The organism is Legionella sp. MW5194 (assembly GCF_016864235.1).
GTDB lineage: Bacteria > Pseudomonadota > Gammaproteobacteria > Legionellales > Legionellaceae > Legionella_C.
Map to the genome: position 1 here is coordinate 1,091,422 of NZ_CP045732.1, position 16,470 is coordinate 1,107,891.

Sequence of the window (16,470 nt, forward strand, 5' to 3'; positions counted from 1 at the left end):
GGCTTAATCCTCCAGTGAACTGACAATGGCCAGCCATTCTTCTTCGGCCAGAGCCAGTGCCTCCCGTTGCTGATGTTGGTCGGCTAGCAGTTTGTTTAATTTATTCTGCTGGTCTGGCTCATACAGGGAAACATCGGCCAGCGCCTCTTCAAGCGCGGCCAATTGCGTTTGACGACTCTCAATCACCTGCTCCAGTTTTTTCATGCGGTTTTGCAGGCTGCGCTTTTCCTTGTATTGATTGGCATTGTTGGCAGACGGGGTCTCTTTTTGACTGTCTTTGGTCTGCAGCCACTGATAATAATCGTCCAAATCTCCTTTGAAGCCTTGCACCTGTTGTTGATAAACCAGGTAAAAATCATCCACCGTGGTTTTTAGCAGGTGGCGATCATGGGAAATCAAAATCAAGGCCCCTTCATAACTTTGCAGGGCAATCTCGATGGCTGCGCGCATGCCCAAATCAAGGTGGTTGGTCGGCTCATCGAGCAGCAGCAGGTTGGGCTTTTGCCAGACCAGTTTGGCCAGGGCCAGCCGGGCTTTCTCACCGCCTGAGAAATGAGTGATGGGATTAACGGCCATGTCACCGACAAAATTAAAGCCGCCAAGGTAATCACGTATGCTTTGTTCCCGTGCATCCGGAGACAAGGCCTGGATAGTTTGCAGTGGGCTGGCGTTATCGTCCAGTTCATCCAGCTGATGTTGAGCATAGTAGCCGATTTTCAAATGTGGCGAGCGGTGAATGTCGCCAGCCAACACAGGGAGGCCGCCGGTTAAGGTTTTAATGAAGGTTGATTTACCCTCGCCGTTCGGGCCAAGCAGAGCAATCCTGTCTCCTGGATTTAAAATCAGATTCAAGCGCTTAAGAATGGGTCGGCCAGGATCGTATCCGGCAGCGACCTGGATGCAGTTAAGCAGGGGATTGCCGGCACGCGGACAAGGGTAGAATTCAAACGAAAACGGTGAATCCACCTGCGCCTGGGCGACAATGTCCATTTTGGCAATGGCATTCAGACGGCTCTGTGCCTGCTTGGCTTTTGAGGCTTTGGCGCGAAAACGGTTCACATACGCCATCATGTGGCTGATTTTCTGCTGCTGCTTTTCATGCATGAGTTGCTGCAGAGCCAGCTGTTGGGCCCGGGTTTGCTCAAAGCGGCTGTAATTGCCACTGTAAAGCGACAGGGTTTGATTTTCAATGTGCAAGATATGGCTGACAAAGGCATCCAGAAATTCACGATCATGTGAAATCAGTAAAATGCTGCTGGGTGACTGTTTCAACCATTTCTCAAGCCAGAAAATGGCTTCCATGTCGAGGTGGTTGGTGGGTTCGTCGAGCAGCAGCAAATCCGCTGGCTTCATGAGGCAGCGCGCCAATGACAAACGCATGCGCCAGCCGCCGGAAAAACTGTTGACCGGATTTTGTAGCTCAGACGGTTTAAAACCTAAACCGGACATGATCGCGGCAGCCTGGGAGGGTTTGCTGTAACCGCCGGTTTCGTTTAAGCGGGTGTGGCAATCGAGCACTGCCTCATGGTTGCCAAGGGCTTCGGCTTCCTGCAATCGTTGTTGCAGGTTGAGATAACCGTCATCGCCGGCCAACACAAAATCAAGCGCTGCCTCGGTACTGTCTGGAATCTGCTGCGACAAATGACTGATGCGGGTGTGCGGATTCAGGAACCATTCGCCGCTGTCATGGCCCAGTTGCCCAAGAAGCAGGGAAAACAGACTGGATTTACCGCAGCCATTATTGCCGACAAGACCGACTTTCTGTTTTTCATAGAGGGTCACGCCGGCATTTTGCAGAAGCACTTTATTGCCGCGGGACAGGGTAATTTGCCGCAGGGTTAACATAGCCACATCAAATCAATACAAAGAAGGGGGCTATCCTATCATAAATGAATGCCTTTTAGGCCGCTTTTTCTTGCCAGTGACTATGCCATCCTGCCTCAGTCGCAGTATAATGCGTCAATTTGCTTTACAGGTTGATTGATGTACAAACACGATTTTTATTTTCACTTACCCGAAGAACTGATTGCGCAATACCCGCTGCCCGGACGAAGCGATTCCCGTCTCCTGGTTTACCGCCGTGGCGAGGAGCAGTACCGGCATCAGCAATTCAAGCAATTGCCCGATTTTTTAAATGACGGAGATTTGCTGGTGATGAACAACAGTAAAGTCATTCCTGCACGCTTTTTCGGGAGGAAGCCCAGCGGCGGTCAGGTCGAGTTCCTCATTGAACGCCTTAAACCGGACAATCAGTTCCTGGCCCACATCAAAGCCAGCAAAGCCCCCAAAGCGCAAATGATTATTGATTTGGCGAATGGGTGGCAGGTTCAGATTCTTGCCAAACAGGACGATTTGTACCATTGTCAGACGCTGGGCGATTTGGACACCATGCTCGCCGACATTGGTCACATCCCTTTGCCCCCCTACATTACCCGCCACGATGAAAAAGCGGATTTTGAGCGCTACCAAACCGTTTATGCCCGCCATAAAGGCTCTGTGGCCGCGCCCACGGCCGGTTTGCATTTTGATGATTCCCTGATGGCGCAGCTTCAGCAAAAGGGGGTGCAGATTGCTTATTCCACCTTGCATGTGGGGGCCGGGACATTCAGACCGGTTCGCTGCGAAGCCATTAAAGATCACAAAATGCACAGCGAACAATTGATCATCAGCGACGCGCTTGCTGAGGCGGTTAACCGCACCCGTGCTTCGGGTAAACGCGTGATCGCTGTCGGTACCACGGCGCTTCGCAGCCTTGAAAGTGCTGTGGTTGACGGGCAACTGCAAGCCTGTATTAAAGAAACGGATATTTTCATTTACCCGGGTTATACGTTTAAAATCTGTGATGGCCTAATCACTAATTTTCACCTGCCGGAATCAACGCTGCTGATGCTGGTTTCCGCATTCATTGGCCATGCCCGGGCGATGGATCTCTATCGCGAAGCCATTGCAGAGCGTTACCGCTTTTTCAGTTATGGCGATGCCAGTTTATTGCTTTAAATTACCGAGATTCTTATGCCGACAATGCCACGCCTGATTCCTGTTTTAACATCCCATGCCGGCAGTTGCCTGACGCTGGCGAACTGGCAGCAAGCCGGCGTTAGCGTTGCGGCTTTATACCTTGATGCCCTACTAATGAAACCCGGTGTGGATTTTCTTAACTCCTTAAGCGGTTTGAAACGCTATTATCCCTGGTCGGGTGAATTGGTCTTGAATGCATCGACCCTGACAGAAAACAAAGCCGGGCATTACCGGGTGCGTTCCCATTATGATGGGGATATTATCCAGCTGGACGCGGCAGATATCCTTGCATTAATAATTGCTTTAAAGCCGGACTATGTCGTGCTGTCACCAAGTCTGAAAACGCATTGCGAGAGGCTTAAACCCGAGTGGCAGGGGATTCGGCTTCTTTCTGAGGAAGAGGGGACTTATCATTACCGTAACCGTCTGGATGCGTTTCTCGCTACCGAGGACAACGGGGGACTGATTGAGGCCAATTTTCCGGCGGAGGACGCCATCAACGGCTGCGTGTATGATCAAGGTCAGGTGATGAATCTGTCTGATAGCCGATACAGCCAGGATTTTACGGTGCTGTCCGCAGGGTGCGCCTGCCCCGTCTGCCAACAGAACTACACCCGCGCCTATTTTCATCACTTGCTCCAGCATACGCCTTTGCTGGCCCAGAGGCTTTTAATCCAGCATAATGTTCATTATTGTCAAAACCATTGATTAAATAGCCGCTCATGCGATCAATTTCCCGTGAATGTTCATTTACCTCTGCGTGAAATCTCGCTATGATGTCACGCTATCTTGACTGCCCGCATTGATTCATGGCGGAGCAGGCAGTGAACTTGAGGAGAGTGTGATGAGTTTTTTTATTAGCGATGCAATGGCAGCGGCAACATCGGCTGCGCCGGCTAATCAATCTGAAAGTGCGTTTTCACTGATTATGATTGTGGCTATTTTTGTATTGTTCTACTTTATGTTGATAAGACCTCAGAACAAGCGCGCCAAAGAACACCGGGAAATGGTTACTGCGCTGAAAAAGGGTGATGAAATTGTCACGTCTGGCGGTATTGTCGCCAAAGTAGTCAGTCTTGATGAGCAATTCATTAAAGCCAGCATTGCTGAAGGTGTTGAAATCAGTATCCAGCGTAATGCGGTGAGTAATGTGTTGCCCAAAGGCACGATTAAATCCCTCTAAGTTTGTCACAGGGAAAGGAAATGCAGAATAAATACCCCCTCTGGAAAAACCTGGCGCTGCTGTTGATTGCAGTCGTTGGTCTTGTCTACTCCATACCTAATCTGTACAGCGAAGATCCAGCCGTGCAGGTGAGTTCCCAGTCCGGTGCCAACACCGAGGAGTTAAAGGATGAAGTGACACAACTGCTTGAGCAGTCCAAACTGGATTACAGTTCCATTGAGCAAGGCAGCGAAGGCGTGGAGGTCCGTTTTCCTTCCACTGACACGCAACTGTTGGCTCAGGATGTCATTAAAAATGGTCTGGGCTCCGATTACACTGTGGCGCTCAACCTGCTCCCTTCGACACCGGAGTGGCTGCGCCGCATTGGTGCTGAACCCATGAAGCAGGGACTCGACTTGCGTGGCGGAGTGCATTTCCTGCTTGAGATTGATGTCGACAGTGTGGTTAACCGTCGCTATGAAGGCTTGATGAAAAACATTGGGCAGAATTTACGCGAAAGCGGTATACGCTATGCAGGTATTCGTTACATCAATGAAAAAGGCATCCAGATCCGTTTCCGCACGCCCAAGGCGATGAGTGATGCCGAGGCGGGTGTGCGTGAGAATTTCTCAGGGCTGGTTTTTAACTCTTCGGCCAAAACCTTGAGCATGACTGCCTCCTTATCCCCGGATGAGTTAAACACCATTCGCCAGAATACCATCGAACAGACCATGAGTATTCTACGTAACCGCGTCAATGAACTGGGTGTGGGTGAGGCCGTGGTGCAGCAACAGGGCGCAACCCGTGTGGCGGTGGATTTGCCGGGCATTCAGGATGCAGCCCGCGCCAAGCAGATTCTTGGTGGCACGGCCACGTTGCAATTCCATTTGGTCGATCAGGAAAATGATCCGCTGGTGGCGAAACAAACGGGCGCTGTGCCAGTTAACAGCAAGCTGTACATGATGGACGGCCAACCGATTCTGTTGAAACGTCAGGTGGTGTTAAGCGGCGATTCCATCACCAGTGCAGTCTCCAGTTTTGACCAGCAAACCGCGACACCTGCGGTTCAGGTTCAACTGGGTGGCGGCGGTGAAAATTTGTTTACCAAAATCACACGTGAAAACATTGGCAAGCGCATGGCGATTGTCTTTGTGGAAACGAAAACCAGTATTCAAAACGTCAATGGCGTGAACAAACGCACGACTCGTCGAGAAGAGCGTGTGATTAGTGCGCCGGTCATCCAGAATGCGCTGGGCAATAACTTCCAGATCACTGGCCTGTCCGACAGCAAGGAAGCCAGCAATCTTGCCCTGCTGCTTCGGGCGGGGGCCTTACCCACGGTCATTTATCCGGTTGAAGAGAGAACGGTAGGTCCGTCCCTGGGTAAAGAAAATATCCGCCGCGGCATGGTGTCTCTCGAAGTGGGTATGGGATTGATTCTGGTGCTCATGCTGGTGTACTACCATTTCTTTGGTCTTGTCGCCGACATTGCCCTGTTCCTTAACCTGATTTTGTTAAGCGCCATTCTGTCGATTATGGGGGCCACGTTGACATTGCCCGGTATTGCCGGATTTGTGTTAACCGTGGGTATGGCGGTCGATGCCAACGTACTGATCTACGAGCGCATACGGGAAGAATTACGCAATGGCCTGTCACCGCAGGCAGCCATTTACGCAGGTTATGATCGTGCATTCTCGACCATTCTGGATGCCAACTTGACTACCCTGATTGTAGGGATTGTTTTGTTTGCCATTGGTACGGGCCCGATCAGAGGCTTCGCTGTGATCCTGTCTCTGGGGTTAATCACTTCCATGTTGACCAGTATTACTTACACGCGTGCCATCGTGAACTGGTATTACGGCGGTCGTAATGTCAAAAAACTGTCTATTGGTATTTAATGCGAGGTTTAGATGGAATTTTTTAATCCAAACTCAAATGTCGATTTCATGGGGGCGCGTAAATGGACTGCCCTCCTGTCTGCGCTTATTTTTATTGTTTCCATCGCGGCCTTGCTCATCAATGGCTTGAACTGGGGTCTTGATTTTACCGGCGGTACCCAGATTGAGGTTACCTACACTGACGCCGCGGATTTGACGGCTATTCGCGAGAACCTGTATCAGGCCGGTTTTAAAGAAGCCCAGGTGGTCAGTTATGGGACGTCAAAAGACGTGCTCATCAGCATTGGCCCCAAAGCGGACATGGAGCAAAGCGAACTGGTGGACAAGGTGATGAGTGCCTTGCCCGGAGCAACCAAACAACGGGTGGATTTTGTCGGCCCCCAGGTTGGGGAGGAATTGGCGACTAAAGGGGCTTTAGCGATCATTGTCTCGCTGCTGGCCACCATGATTTACATCGCCATGCGTTTTGAATACCGTCTGGCGGTCAGTTCGGCTGTCGCGCTTATTCATGATCCGGTGTTGATCCTGGGTGTTTTTGCTATGTTCGGTATTGAATTTGATTTAAAAGCACTGGCTGGTTTGCTCGCCGTCATCGGTTATTCACTGAACGACACCATCGTTGTGTTTGACCGCGTACGCGAGAATTTCATTAAAATTCGCCGTGCTTCGCCGCTGGAGATTATGAATATCTCCATTAACCAGACCTTGTCGCGAACCATCATGACCTCAGTTCTAACCTTGTTTGTGGTTGTGGCCCTGTTTGTCTATGGCGGCGAGACCATCCGCGGTTTTTCTCTGGCGCTGATTATTGGTATTGTGGTCGGTACGTATTCGTCCATTTACGTGGCCGGTGCTTTAGCGGTGGTCATGGGGTTGGATCGCAAAGATTTCCTGCCTAACCAGCGTAAAGAAATCGATGACAGACCTTAAACCGTTTGTGAAAGCAATAAAAAACCCGCTCGAAGCGGGTTTTTTATTGTAAAAATTTATTCAAGCAACGCATCCACTCTAGCGGCGCAAATAAAATCATTCATCGATAACCCCTGCAGGGCATGGGTCATGAAACGAACGTGGCAATAGTTGTACCCGACTTCCAGATCGGGGTGGTGGTTTTCTTTGTTGGCCATCCAGGCAATGGCATTGACAAAGGCCATGGTTTCATAGAAATCAGCAAATGAAAAAGAGCGTTTGATTTCTTTGCTGTTATTCACCACCTCCCAACTTTGATGCAGCTGCGGCATTAAGTTTTTGACCTGCTCGGCGGTGAGCGCCTGACCTATACCCTCACAGGATTCACAATGCTTATGCTGCAAATCACTTTTCATGTTCTAGCTCCTTACGGTGATCGTGTAAACACGTGGACAAAGCATTTAAAAAACGAATATTCTGCTGCATGGTTCCTATGGTCACCCGTAAATGATTAGGCAAACCAAAAGAAACAAGAGGACGTACAATAACCCCCTGGTTTAACAAGCCTTCATAAATCGGCAGGCTGCTCATGCCGCAATCAAAGCTGATAAAATTGCCTTTAGACGGCAAGACCTGCAAATTCAGCCCCTTGAGTCCCTTCTCCATTTGTTGCATGCCTTGCGCATTGGTGATCAGTGTCTGGGTAACAAAATCAAGATCGTGAATGGCTGCATAGCCGGCTTCCAGTACCGCCTGATTGACTGCAAAAGGCGGCTGAATGCGTAACAGCATGTCAATAATAGCCGGATTAGCCATGACATAGCCCAACCTCAGGGCCGCCAATCCGTAAACCTTGGAAAAGGTACGGGTGATGACTAAGTTTGGGTATTCATTCAAGAGATTAAGGCTGCTTTTATCTCCGCGCGGGTAGGCAAACTCATAATAGGCTTCATCGAGCACCAGGATGGTGGTTTCCGGTAGGGCGTGCAAGAGCCGCTTCACGTCATCAAGCGGAATAAAAAGTCCGGTCGGATTATTGGGATTCGCTAAAAAAACAATGGCGGTTTGGTCATTGCACAGGTTAATCATCCTGTCGATATCCACCTCGTAATTTTCCCCAACAGGCGATATCACGACCGGGATACCCAGAATTTTTGCCTGAATGCTGTAGGAGACAAAAGCGTGGGCATGCGTGAGCATGTGTTTGTCCTGATGCAGGGCAAACAGCATGAGCAACAAGGAAAACAGGGTATCTGAGCCATTGCTGAAAGCCAGCATGGGTTCTTTGATGCCTAATTTTTCGGCCAGTGCCGCCCGTAGCGGGTGGTGAATCAAGGAAGGGTACGTGGCCAGTTGAATGCCGGTTAGCTTAGCCAGTGCCTCCTTGACCAAGTGGCTGCATCCCAACGGGTTTTCATTGCTCGCCAGTTTAATAATATTATCCAATCCCTTTTCCTTGGCCAATTCGTCAATGGATTTGCCGGGAACATAGGGACTGAGTGAGCGAATCCCTTCATGAGGCAGCAGATGATAATCGCAGGGCAAAGGTCTCTCCTTGAAAATAATTTCGCCTCATCTTACCGCAACCCCTATCACAAGTGAATGATTAAAATAACGCAGAGTGATCTTGTCAGAGGCAGCGAATCACGCTAGGCTAATGCCGGCAACCAACCCAGGGAAAATGGAATATGACCTCTTCACAAGGATTCTCCTTGATTGAAGTACTGATCACGCTTTTGGTGATTTTAAGTACATCATTCGGACTTTTAACTCAGCAATGGCAGAGCCTCTGCCTCTTTAATCAGGCGGAAGCCCAATTCAGCGAGTGCTTAACCAGCGACAATGCGTATGAGCTGCGATTGGCAGGCCTTAAACCGCTTTCTTCATTTGCAGGAGGAAAGAAATGAAAAGACAAACGGGTTTCAGCCTTGTTGAAATCATGATTGGCTTACTGCTTGGCAGCATCCTTTTAGGCGCATTGTTTAACCATTACCTTATGACCCGCCGCCACGACGTTTCGTTTCAACAGCAGGTGACGGCGAGTGATGATGTGCAGATGATCATTGACCTGCTGCAGGATAATATACGCCAGGCCGGGTTTACACCCTGTGCCGGAATAGGCTGGTTAACCGCAGCCGACCGACGCGGCAGGCGGCAATCCCTGGCGGCGATTACCCTGTCAGGCGGCACAGAAAACCGCCTTGGCGTCAAACGCATGAGCGAGGATTTTACGGCAGTAAACCGCATTTTAAGCTCTTCACAGGTGCTGGTGGACTCGGGCTGCCGATTATCCCCTCGCCAGGTCATCATGATTGCCGATTGCTTTCATGCGGAAGTAACCACCATTGAGCGCCTGAAGGCACAGGGTGACAGTCGATGTGAACTCACGCTGAAAGACCCGCTTAAATTTCCCTATACGCCGCCTGCTTATGTGGGGGAGTGGCTTGAGGAGGAATTCTTTGTGCAGAAAAACCAATCCGGTGAACCGGCGCTATTTTACCAATCCCGTCATGCAGAAGAATTAAGCGCGGCGGTCCGTTCTTTTTTTGCCCGATTGCACGCCGGTGCCAAAGGGCAGGTGCTGACCGTCACGTTGGGGCTTGCCGATAACCAGCAGCGGATTGTCAATACCCTGGTGCGCATCCCGTGAATTCCAAAGGCTTTATTCTGATTACCGCCCTGTTGTTTTTAAGTCTGATGATGCTGTTGGTGTTATCGCAGCAACAACAGGTATGGCTTTATCACAAGTCACTTAACCAGCTGCTTAATAAACACAGGGCCGTTCAGGTGATGGAGAAAAAGATAAGGCAAATCATTAAAAAAGACGCTTTCACCGCATGGCCCGGCTGCCTCCTGCCTTCAGACAAAGCCAATCAGGTCATTGAGCGTCTCCTGCAGGGGCAGGGTTGTCCTTATGAAGTCAACGGATTGCATTATCGTTTCGTTATCGAAGCGTTAGGGACCTATCCCTGCATGCAGTCTGTCGCGGAAAATCGCCTGCACAGCACCTACCATTGGCGGGTTACCATGGCCTCTACGGATCGCGACTTGCTGCAAATCCGCTTTGCGCAGTTGATTGCTGAACAGCCCTGCACCTCGCCATCCCCGATGTTTGTTAAACCGGGAATCTTGAGTTGGCGCTTTCTCGTGGTCTAGTTCAGTGGCCCTGTTTCACCCTGAAACCATTTGTGTGTTTCGGTTCTGGGTAATGCTGTCACGCCATGGGCTTCAATAAACGCGACCAGAGCCCAACGTGAGTAGGGTTTGCCGATGAAGGTTTCATCGAGCTGGATGACGTCATGCCAACCCGCGGTCAACTCATCGGCAGGCATGAGTTGCTTGAAATTACTGGACAGCATAAAAATGGCATGGCCAGGCTGATGTTGAACCGGTGTTAAATCATGCGGACCGCTACCGATACGAAGACCCGGGCCGCTTTCGGCGATGGCTAAGGTCATCGAGCCGGCGTCGAAATGGGGTTTGGCCAGGTACTTGCCGGATTGTTGCCAGTTGTATTTCAAAAAACGTAAAAGAATATGGACGTCCGGGGTGTCAAAAACACGGTGGACCAGTCCCGGAAAAGGCGGCTGCAGTGTCGTTAACAGGGCATGCACCGTGGATGCAACCGCTTGCCAGACGGGTTCTGCTTTCAGCATGAAATCATTCACCACCGGCTGTTGTGTGAGGAAAGTGCCGTAGCGTTGAAAAATGGCAGGATGGAAATGAAAAAAGGCCTTGCTGTCATTGTAAATGTCGTCACCGGGATGCCGCTGCTTAAAACCCACGTCGCCGCGGCGATGCAGGGGGGCTATGGTAAAATCAATGTGCTCCCGGATGACTGGAGGTTCGTCTAAAAATCGGAAAAAAGCCGCCATGGCGTCATGAATGACGGTAGACGGTAAGGCAAAGGGCACAAGCACGTGGTTTTGTTGCCGCAATTGCCGCATAATATCCTGGTGGGTCAAAGGCATGGTGTTTCCGGTTGGCAATTCATGTGCAGCGTAGACACTACTCTCCACAAACGCGCTGCGATTAGCTATATTGATATACTTCATTCGACGTTGCAAGGGGATTGCGGTTAATGGACAAGGAGCGTTTTCTGGCATTTAAATATTGGCCGCATGTGATCACGGTGACGCTCATCGTCCTGGCCTTTGCCGGTTACCGCTATTTTGCTTATTACGATACGCGCTCCAACGATGCCTATGTTTCAGCCAACGTGATCAACATCGCCTCGTTGGTTTCCGGACCCATCAGCGCCATCTACATTAAGGAAAACCAGAACGTCAAGAAAGGACAAAAACTGATCGAGATTGATCCGCGCCCCTTTAAATATGCCATGGAGAAAGCAAAGGCTGATTATAAAATGAGCCAGGTCAATTATGAAAATAACAAACTGGCGATTACCGTGGCTGAAGAGAAACTCAGACAAACCCAATCCATTCTCGCATTAAGCAAAGATCATTATCAACGCTATCAAAGACTGCAGAGCGAGGGGGCTTTGGCTGAAATTCAACTAATTAATATTGAAGCCAAAATCAAGGAGCAGGAGGCACGGGTTATCGCTGCCAACGAGCGATTACGCATTGCTCAGATTACTCTCGATGACAATGAAGTACGGGCGGCCAAGGCAAAGTATGACAAAGCAGCCTATTTATACAATCACACACTCATTACTGCGCCAGCGGATGGCTATATCACCAATTTTAATTTACGCCGTGGTCAATACATTGCCACGGGCGAGGGCCTGTTTGCGCTCATCGAAACCAAACGCTGGTGGGTTGTGACCCGCTACCGTGAAACGGCCATTCGTTTAATCCAGCCGGGCGACAAGGCCACCATCAAACTGGACATGTATCCCGGTAAAACCTTTCACGGCCATGTAGGGAGTATTGGTTGGGGCATTAATCGTGTTCAGGCCGGCAGTGTTGCACCTTCAACCCTGGCTTACCTCGAAGCCACCGAGGATTGGATTAAAATCGCACAGCGTTTTCCCGTGCGCATTTACATCGACGATGTTTCCCCTGAATACCCCTTAAGGATAGGTGCCAGTGCGACAACCGTTACCTACCGCTGAGGCATTAGCCTGGTTTAAACCGTTTATCCCTCAGAGCAAAGAAAACCGCGCTGCGGTCCGCACGGCCATTTCAGCGGTAGCGGCTGTGTTACTGGCGTTCGCTCTTCACCTCGACAAACCCTATTGGTCGGGCATGACCACCGTCATCCTGGCCAATATTTATACCGGAAGCATTATTGATAAAGCCATCATGCGTATTGCCGGAACCCTTGCAGGGGCCTGGGGCGGTTATTTTCTTGCCGGATACATTGCCAACAGTTTTCTGCTGTATCTGTTGTCAGCCTTTTTGTTAGTTACCATCGCCGTTTATTACTATAACTTCAGTGTGTATGCCTATGCCTATCTGCTGGGCGCGATCAGCGCCTTTATTGTTATCGCCGATCTCGCCATCGCCCCTGAGCAGGCCTTCTGGGTGGCGGTGTGGCGTCCGATAGAAATCGGTTTAGGGGTTCTGGTATCCGCCGCGGCTGCTTTTTGTCTTTTCCCCATTAATATTCATGAGGCCCTGGATAAGGAAGTGGGGCAGGTATTTACCGGATTTCAACAGTTAATCCGGGCGGTGCAGGATAACCTCTTATTGCGGCATTCGGCTGTGGATGAACTGCGAAAGAACATGCAGGCATTCAAAAAATCGGTTGTCAAAGCCACGGACATGTTAGGGTACATGCGGCGTGAGGTGGGATTTAAGCGCGAAAAAATCGATCAGCTGCGTGTGCTGTTTGATTCCATTTACAGTTTAAACCGCAGCCTTCATTTTTTCATTTCGTCGCAGCAGTATGCGAGCATTCAGGCAGAACTGAAAACAACAGACTTGCCTCTGGCTGAGGTTTTTTCAGCGATCATCGAGGATCTTGATTGCATTAAGTGCCATTTTCTAAAGCAAACGGACGATGGAAAGGAACTGAATAGTACGCAGGCCCTGCACTCCCTGGACGCGGCCCTGTCCGTGCTTACGGCGCGAAACAGTCAACATCAACAAGCGGTTTTTGCCATCAGCCATCTGCTGCGGCAGTTAGTGAACAAGCTGCAGTCGTTGCAACTGGTTCTGGTCAAAGGGCAGAAATTTACTGCTCCCCATGCCCGGCTCATCAGCAGGAAACAGCGGTTGCAGACGGATCCGGACATTATCAAGCACAGCATTAAAGCCGGATTAAGTGTGATTCTGGCACTCTGTTTCTGGTTAATCAGCAATTGGCCCGGCGGGTTAAACGGACTAATCAGTAGTATTGTGATTTCCATTCGAAAAAGCATCTATGAAATGAAAAACATCAGCCTCTACCGTTTGCTGGGTTGCTTGACAGGCGGTGGATTGGCGCTGTGCTCTCTTGCCTGGATTCGGATGGATTTATATGATTTGATTATCATTTTACTGTTTGGTGTGTGGGTATTCAGTTATTTCTCATTTAAATACACGGCCTATGCGTACATTGGCCTACAGGCTAATATTGCTCTAATCATTACCCTGGCGCAGGCCGGCGGGCCACCGATTGCACTGGATCCCCCCCTGGAGCGTTTGGGTGGCATTTTAATTGGCATCACCTCGACTTTTCTGGTGGCTAATGCCTTGTGGCGAAGCGATACGCTGACGCAGTTGACGGGCCGCCTGCATAAACTGTCGCGATACCTGCATTATAATGTCAGGCAACTTTTAGCGCCTGAGCCGCAAAAAAAGCCCTTGTATGATTTGACTTCGCTGTTCTGGTTTTGCCGCGGCTTATTGGAAACCCTTGAACAGGAGGGATTGCCGCCCAAAAAACTGTCTGTCTTTGAGGAGGCAAAACAGGATTTTCAGAACCAGGTGTTGCTGCAGGCTACCATCACCCATGTTTATGAATACATCAATCAGGACAAATGCCGTCTGGCTGCCGCCAGGGCTGGTTGGGACTTGAGGGCACTGGAGGCAGAGGTTGCGGCCTTGTTTGAAGAGAAGCAAGTCAATCTGAAGCCGGGTCAGGTAAAAAAACAACTTGAGGCGTTAAGGGATGCGCTATTAGTGGCTGCCGAAGAAGAAAACGTCAGTGCAGACGACATGGAAAACAGCGTGGTTTACTTAGGCTCCCTGATGCAACTGGCCATAATTGCTGAAGTCATGGCCAGAAATAATCAATGGGTTGATGATGTTAATCAGGAACAGGCTGCCGCGGGAGTGTAATCTCTTTGTTCTTGCAGGCACTGGGTTTCGTATACCCGTATTTCTTCTGCCAGGCGGCAATAAATACCGTGGGTCGCGTCAGTACGTTTCCAGCTTTTATGTTCTTTAATTCCGTCGTACCCTTTGGCGGCTAATATCACTTTAATGCCCTCAATTTTTCGACAGGCCAGCATGTCGTTATTATCCAATAACTGATTAATGGCAATAATCCCTTTAGGCAGGCGAAATTCTGGCTCAGCCAGTTTCAGAAACTCAATTGCATACTCCGGGTTCATGAGCATGACTAAATTTTTTCCAAATTCTCTCACCCAGTTATAGCGAACCTGGGATTGCCACTGCTGTTCTTCGGCAATGATGGAGCGGATAGTCAAGAGTAATTCCTCTGCCTGCATAGTCTTTCCTTGTCTGTGAATTGAGCTAAAAGATTGCACAATGGCTGTAAAATTGCAAGATGTTCATCGGGGTGGCCACAAGCCGATGTTTTCGGCAAACTCGATTTCCCCGGGTTTTGTTGTTCCTGTTGAGCCAGAATACACGCTGAGCGAGTTCCGCCGGGACTGACCCCTGTTAATTCTCCATCGCTCAAAATGACAACTATACTGATAAGCATAAACTATTTAAGTCAACTGTTGGGAATTTAACGCGATTCGCCTAAGGTATAACCCTGTGGGAATCTAACTTCTAAAAGAACGGACGGCTAATAGCATGATACATGTCGTGATGGGGCTTATTATCAATAAAGAAGGTCTTATACTCGTTGCCCAACGCGGGCAGCATCAGCCTCAGGCTGGCATCTGGGAGGTGCCTGGAGGAAAGGTAGAGTCTGGCGAGGCCGCTTTAGCTGCCTTGCAGCGTGAACTTAAAGAGGAAATTGGCATTGAAGTCACTCAGGCAACACCCTGGATTAAAATACCCTATCATCATTCCAATAACGACATGTTGTACGATGTTTGGTTGATTGATCAATTTAGAGGCAAAATTACGGGGCTGGAAGGGCAAAGCCTGCACTGGGTAAACCGGAATGAGTTCATCTCTCTTTTAGGTTTCCCGGACAATGAAGCCGATAAGGTAGGCGATAGGCTGAATGCTATTTTAAAACACCGTACCCTGTGTGATGACGATGCAAATTTTCATTTAACATGACAACGGGATACCCTGCATGGTCGATACGGATGACAACAAAACCGTTAAAATAGTCATAGACTCCGATGTGGGCGTTGATGATGCGCTGGCCATTATCTGGCTGGCCAGGCAAAAAAACGTCAAACTGTTGGGAATTACTACCGTCTGCGGCAATAGCAGCCTGCAGGATGCAACCAACAATGCCCTGACTGTGCTTGACGTCATTAATCGGCAGGATATTCCGGTGATTATGGGAGCGGCAAGTCCATTGGTCTTTGCCCCCATCCGTTTTGGTCAATTCATCATGGGGCCTGATGGGCTTTGGGGGTGTCAGAAAAAACATGACCTTGGGCATTTGCCAACGGATGCGCCGGCCGCCATCGCTGAGGCGGCCAGAAAACACCCCGACATGATTATAATCGCGCTTGGGCCTGCGACCAATCTGGCGCAGGCAGTGCAACGCTTTCCTGAGGAAATGGCCAACATCCGAATTCTGATGATGGCCAATCTCCCCATTCAAAGCCTGCGCGGCGCCATTCAAGGGGCAGGATTTAACGCCTATGCGGATCCTCATGCGATAGACGTATTACTGCATCACGCCTGTGATTTCATGATTTTAGGGCCTGGCGCTATCGATAACGTGAGGGTAGATAATGTGGATTACCTTGAGAAAATTGCAAAAAAGGCGGATCCGGTCAATCAGTTTATTTTCTCTATCCTGAAACCTTATTTTCATGCAGAATCCCTGGGACAAAAGCAGGCGGTGATTATCTATGATTTGGTTTTGGCCATCATTGCAGCAAGAAAGGAAAGTATAAAACAGGTGGTGTCAGGGTTTGCAAAAATCGCATTAAACAATGATTTTACGGCGGGAGAAATCAGTGTAAGAACCGATCCGCAAGGTAAAATTTTTCTTAAGCATTCAAAGCACGAGTTATCGGAATTAGCCGATCTGGCCTTCAGCAATCGGGATTTTAATTTATTAGAAAACCTGCACAAAGGTCTTGAAGGCATCCGGGATAATATTCGGGTGATTTTGGAAGTGGATGTTGAATACCTAAAGAAAAGAATGGCAGAGGGGTTTCATTAACAGGCCGATTACCCAGGGAGCCGGGTAATCCCCAGGCGAATG

Annotated in this window: 17 protein-coding genes; 12 read left to right on the forward strand and 5 right to left on the reverse strand. The window is 49.6% G+C overall.

Annotated features, from left to right (window positions below):
- Positions 1 to 3: 3 nt before the first annotated feature.
- Positions 4 to 1,845: an ABC-F family ATP-binding cassette domain-containing protein gene (locus GH742_RS05185; RefSeq protein ID WP_203456857.1), complete on the reverse strand. Its 1,842-nt coding sequence runs from the start codon at positions 1,843 to 1,845 to the stop codon at positions 4 to 6.
- A 138-nt stretch (positions 1,846 to 1,983) separates the two neighbouring features.
- Between GH742_RS05185 and queA the strand changes: the two genes are divergently transcribed.
- The 5 genes from queA to secF all read left to right on the forward strand — a co-directional run bounded on the left by queA (position 1,984) and on the right by secF (position 7,008).
- Positions 1,984 to 2,997 (forward strand): tRNA preQ1(34) S-adenosylmethionine ribosyltransferase-isomerase QueA, encoded by a 1,014-nt coding sequence (gene queA / locus GH742_RS05190; RefSeq protein ID WP_203456396.1) that lies wholly within the window; start codon positions 1,984 to 1,986, stop codon positions 2,995 to 2,997.
- 24 nt (positions 2,998 to 3,021) lie between these two features.
- Positions 3,022 to 3,726, forward strand: coding sequence for a hypothetical protein (locus GH742_RS05195; RefSeq protein ID WP_203456397.1), 705 nt, complete (start codon positions 3,022 to 3,024; stop codon positions 3,724 to 3,726).
- Between the two features lie 136 nt (positions 3,727 to 3,862).
- A complete protein-coding gene (gene yajC / locus GH742_RS05200; RefSeq protein WP_203456398.1) occupies positions 3,863 to 4,201 on the forward strand; it encodes a preprotein translocase subunit YajC in 339 nt (112 codons plus the stop codon).
- 20 nt (positions 4,202 to 4,221) lie between these two features.
- Complete coding sequence (gene secD / locus GH742_RS05205) at positions 4,222 to 6,078, forward strand: protein translocase subunit SecD (RefSeq protein ID WP_203456399.1); 1,857 nt, start codon at positions 4,222 to 4,224, stop codon at positions 6,076 to 6,078.
- 12 nt (positions 6,079 to 6,090) lie between these two features.
- Positions 6,091 to 7,008 carry a protein translocase subunit SecF gene (gene secF, locus GH742_RS05210; protein WP_108292044.1) on the forward strand — a complete coding sequence of 306 codons (918 nt, stop codon included), beginning with the start codon at positions 6,091 to 6,093 and terminating at the stop codon, positions 7,006 to 7,008.
- A 56-nt stretch (positions 7,009 to 7,064) separates the two neighbouring features.
- Here the strand turns inward: secF and GH742_RS05215 are convergent, their stop codons facing one another.
- Complete coding sequence (locus tag GH742_RS05215) at positions 7,065 to 7,403, reverse strand: 4a-hydroxytetrahydrobiopterin dehydratase (RefSeq protein ID WP_203456400.1); 339 nt, start codon at positions 7,401 to 7,403, stop codon at positions 7,065 to 7,067.
- Positions 7,393 to 8,532, reverse strand: coding sequence for a histidinol-phosphate transaminase (gene hisC / locus GH742_RS05220; RefSeq protein ID WP_203456401.1), 1,140 nt, complete (start codon positions 8,530 to 8,532; stop codon positions 7,393 to 7,395). Before hisC ends, GH742_RS05215 begins: the two co-directional genes overlap by 11 nt.
- Positions 8,533 to 8,675: 143 nt before the next feature.
- Here hisC and GH742_RS05225 point away from each other — a divergent pair, with 143 nt between their 5' ends.
- From GH742_RS05225 to GH742_RS05235, 3 genes are read left to right on the forward strand one after another with little or no spacing between them, the layout of a single operon-like run.
- Positions 8,676 to 8,894 (forward strand): prepilin-type N-terminal cleavage/methylation domain-containing protein, encoded by a 219-nt coding sequence (locus GH742_RS05225; protein WP_203456402.1) that lies wholly within the window; start codon positions 8,676 to 8,678, stop codon positions 8,892 to 8,894.
- Entirely contained in the window at positions 8,891 to 9,637 is a 747-nt protein-coding gene (locus tag GH742_RS05230) for a PilW family protein (RefSeq protein ID WP_203456403.1), read from the forward strand. The genes GH742_RS05225 and GH742_RS05230 overlap by 4 nt, the downstream gene beginning before the upstream one ends.
- Positions 9,634 to 10,143 (forward strand): hypothetical protein, encoded by a 510-nt coding sequence (locus tag GH742_RS05235; protein WP_203456404.1) that lies wholly within the window; start codon positions 9,634 to 9,636, stop codon positions 10,141 to 10,143. The genes GH742_RS05230 and GH742_RS05235 overlap by 4 nt, the downstream gene beginning before the upstream one ends.
- On the opposite strand, the gene GH742_RS05240 is transcribed toward GH742_RS05235, so the two are convergent.
- Positions 10,140 to 11,042 (reverse strand): hypothetical protein, encoded by a 903-nt coding sequence (locus GH742_RS05240; RefSeq protein ID WP_203456405.1) that lies wholly within the window; start codon positions 11,040 to 11,042, stop codon positions 10,140 to 10,142. The genes GH742_RS05235 and GH742_RS05240 overlap by 4 nt on opposite strands.
- A 26-nt stretch (positions 11,043 to 11,068) precedes the next feature.
- Here GH742_RS05240 and GH742_RS05245 point away from each other — a divergent pair, with 26 nt between their 5' ends.
- Both GH742_RS05245 and GH742_RS05250 read left to right on the forward strand, forming a co-directional pair.
- Positions 11,069 to 12,064: an HlyD family secretion protein gene (locus GH742_RS05245; RefSeq protein ID WP_203456406.1), complete on the forward strand. Its 996-nt coding sequence runs from the start codon at positions 11,069 to 11,071 to the stop codon at positions 12,062 to 12,064.
- Positions 12,039 to 14,216 carry an FUSC family protein gene (locus GH742_RS05250; RefSeq protein WP_203456407.1) on the forward strand — a complete coding sequence of 726 codons (2,178 nt, stop codon included), beginning with the start codon at positions 12,039 to 12,041 and terminating at the stop codon, positions 14,214 to 14,216. The genes GH742_RS05245 and GH742_RS05250 overlap by 26 nt, the downstream gene beginning before the upstream one ends.
- On the opposite strand, the gene GH742_RS05255 is transcribed toward GH742_RS05250, so the two are convergent.
- Complete coding sequence (locus GH742_RS05255) at positions 14,189 to 14,608, reverse strand: hypothetical protein (RefSeq protein WP_203456408.1); 420 nt, start codon at positions 14,606 to 14,608, stop codon at positions 14,189 to 14,191. The two genes, GH742_RS05250 and GH742_RS05255, sit on opposite strands and share 28 nt — an antisense overlap.
- A gap of 313 nt (positions 14,609 to 14,921) precedes the next feature.
- Here GH742_RS05255 and GH742_RS05260 point away from each other — a divergent pair, with 313 nt between their 5' ends.
- Together GH742_RS05260 and GH742_RS05265 are read left to right on the forward strand one after the other, a co-directional pair.
- Positions 14,922 to 15,359, forward strand: coding sequence for an NUDIX domain-containing protein (locus GH742_RS05260; RefSeq protein WP_203456409.1), 438 nt, complete (start codon positions 14,922 to 14,924; stop codon positions 15,357 to 15,359).
- Between the two features lie 16 nt (positions 15,360 to 15,375).
- Positions 15,376 to 16,428 carry a nucleoside hydrolase gene (locus tag GH742_RS05265; protein ID WP_203456410.1) on the forward strand — a complete coding sequence of 351 codons (1,053 nt, stop codon included), beginning with the start codon at positions 15,376 to 15,378 and terminating at the stop codon, positions 16,426 to 16,428.
- Positions 16,429 to 16,470: the final 42 nt, after the last annotated feature.

Excerpts from the sequence above, each read along its gene's own strand:
- yajC (WP_203456398.1), top strand. The coding sequence starts at position 3,863 with ATGAGTTTTTTTATTAGCGATGCAATGGCAGCGGCAACATCGGCTGCG.
- GH742_RS05215 (WP_203456400.1), bottom strand. The coding sequence starts at position 7,403 with ATGAAAAGTGATTTGCAGCATAAGCATTGTGAATCCTGTGAGGGTATA.
- GH742_RS05230 (WP_203456403.1), top strand. The coding sequence starts at position 8,891 with ATGAAAAGACAAACGGGTTTCAGCCTTGTTGAAATCATGATTGGCTTA.
- GH742_RS05255 (WP_203456408.1), bottom strand. The coding sequence starts at position 14,608 with ATGCAGGCAGAGGAATTACTCTTGACTATCCGCTCCATCATTGCCGAA.
- GH742_RS05245 (WP_203456406.1), top strand. The coding sequence starts at position 11,069 with ATGGACAAGGAGCGTTTTCTGGCATTTAAATATTGGCCGCATGTGATC.
- queA (WP_203456396.1), top strand. The coding sequence starts at position 1,984 with ATGTACAAACACGATTTTTATTTTCACTTACCCGAAGAACTGATTGCG.
- GH742_RS05265 (WP_203456410.1), top strand. The coding sequence starts at position 15,376 with ATGGTCGATACGGATGACAACAAAACCGTTAAAATAGTCATAGACTCC.
- secD (WP_203456399.1), top strand. The coding sequence starts at position 4,222 with ATGCAGAATAAATACCCCCTCTGGAAAAACCTGGCGCTGCTGTTGATT.
- GH742_RS05185 (WP_203456857.1), bottom strand. The coding sequence starts at position 1,845 with ATGTTAACCCTGCGGCAAATTACCCTGTCCCGCGGCAATAAAGTGCTT.
- secF (WP_108292044.1), top strand. The coding sequence starts at position 6,091 with ATGGAATTTTTTAATCCAAACTCAAATGTCGATTTCATGGGGGCGCGT.
- GH742_RS05195 (WP_203456397.1), top strand. The coding sequence starts at position 3,022 with ATGCCACGCCTGATTCCTGTTTTAACATCCCATGCCGGCAGTTGCCTG.
- GH742_RS05240 (WP_203456405.1), bottom strand. The coding sequence starts at position 11,042 with ATGAAGTATATCAATATAGCTAATCGCAGCGCGTTTGTGGAGAGTAGT.
- GH742_RS05225 (WP_203456402.1), top strand. The coding sequence starts at position 8,676 with ATGACCTCTTCACAAGGATTCTCCTTGATTGAAGTACTGATCACGCTT.
- GH742_RS05260 (WP_203456409.1), top strand. The coding sequence starts at position 14,922 with ATGATACATGTCGTGATGGGGCTTATTATCAATAAAGAAGGTCTTATA.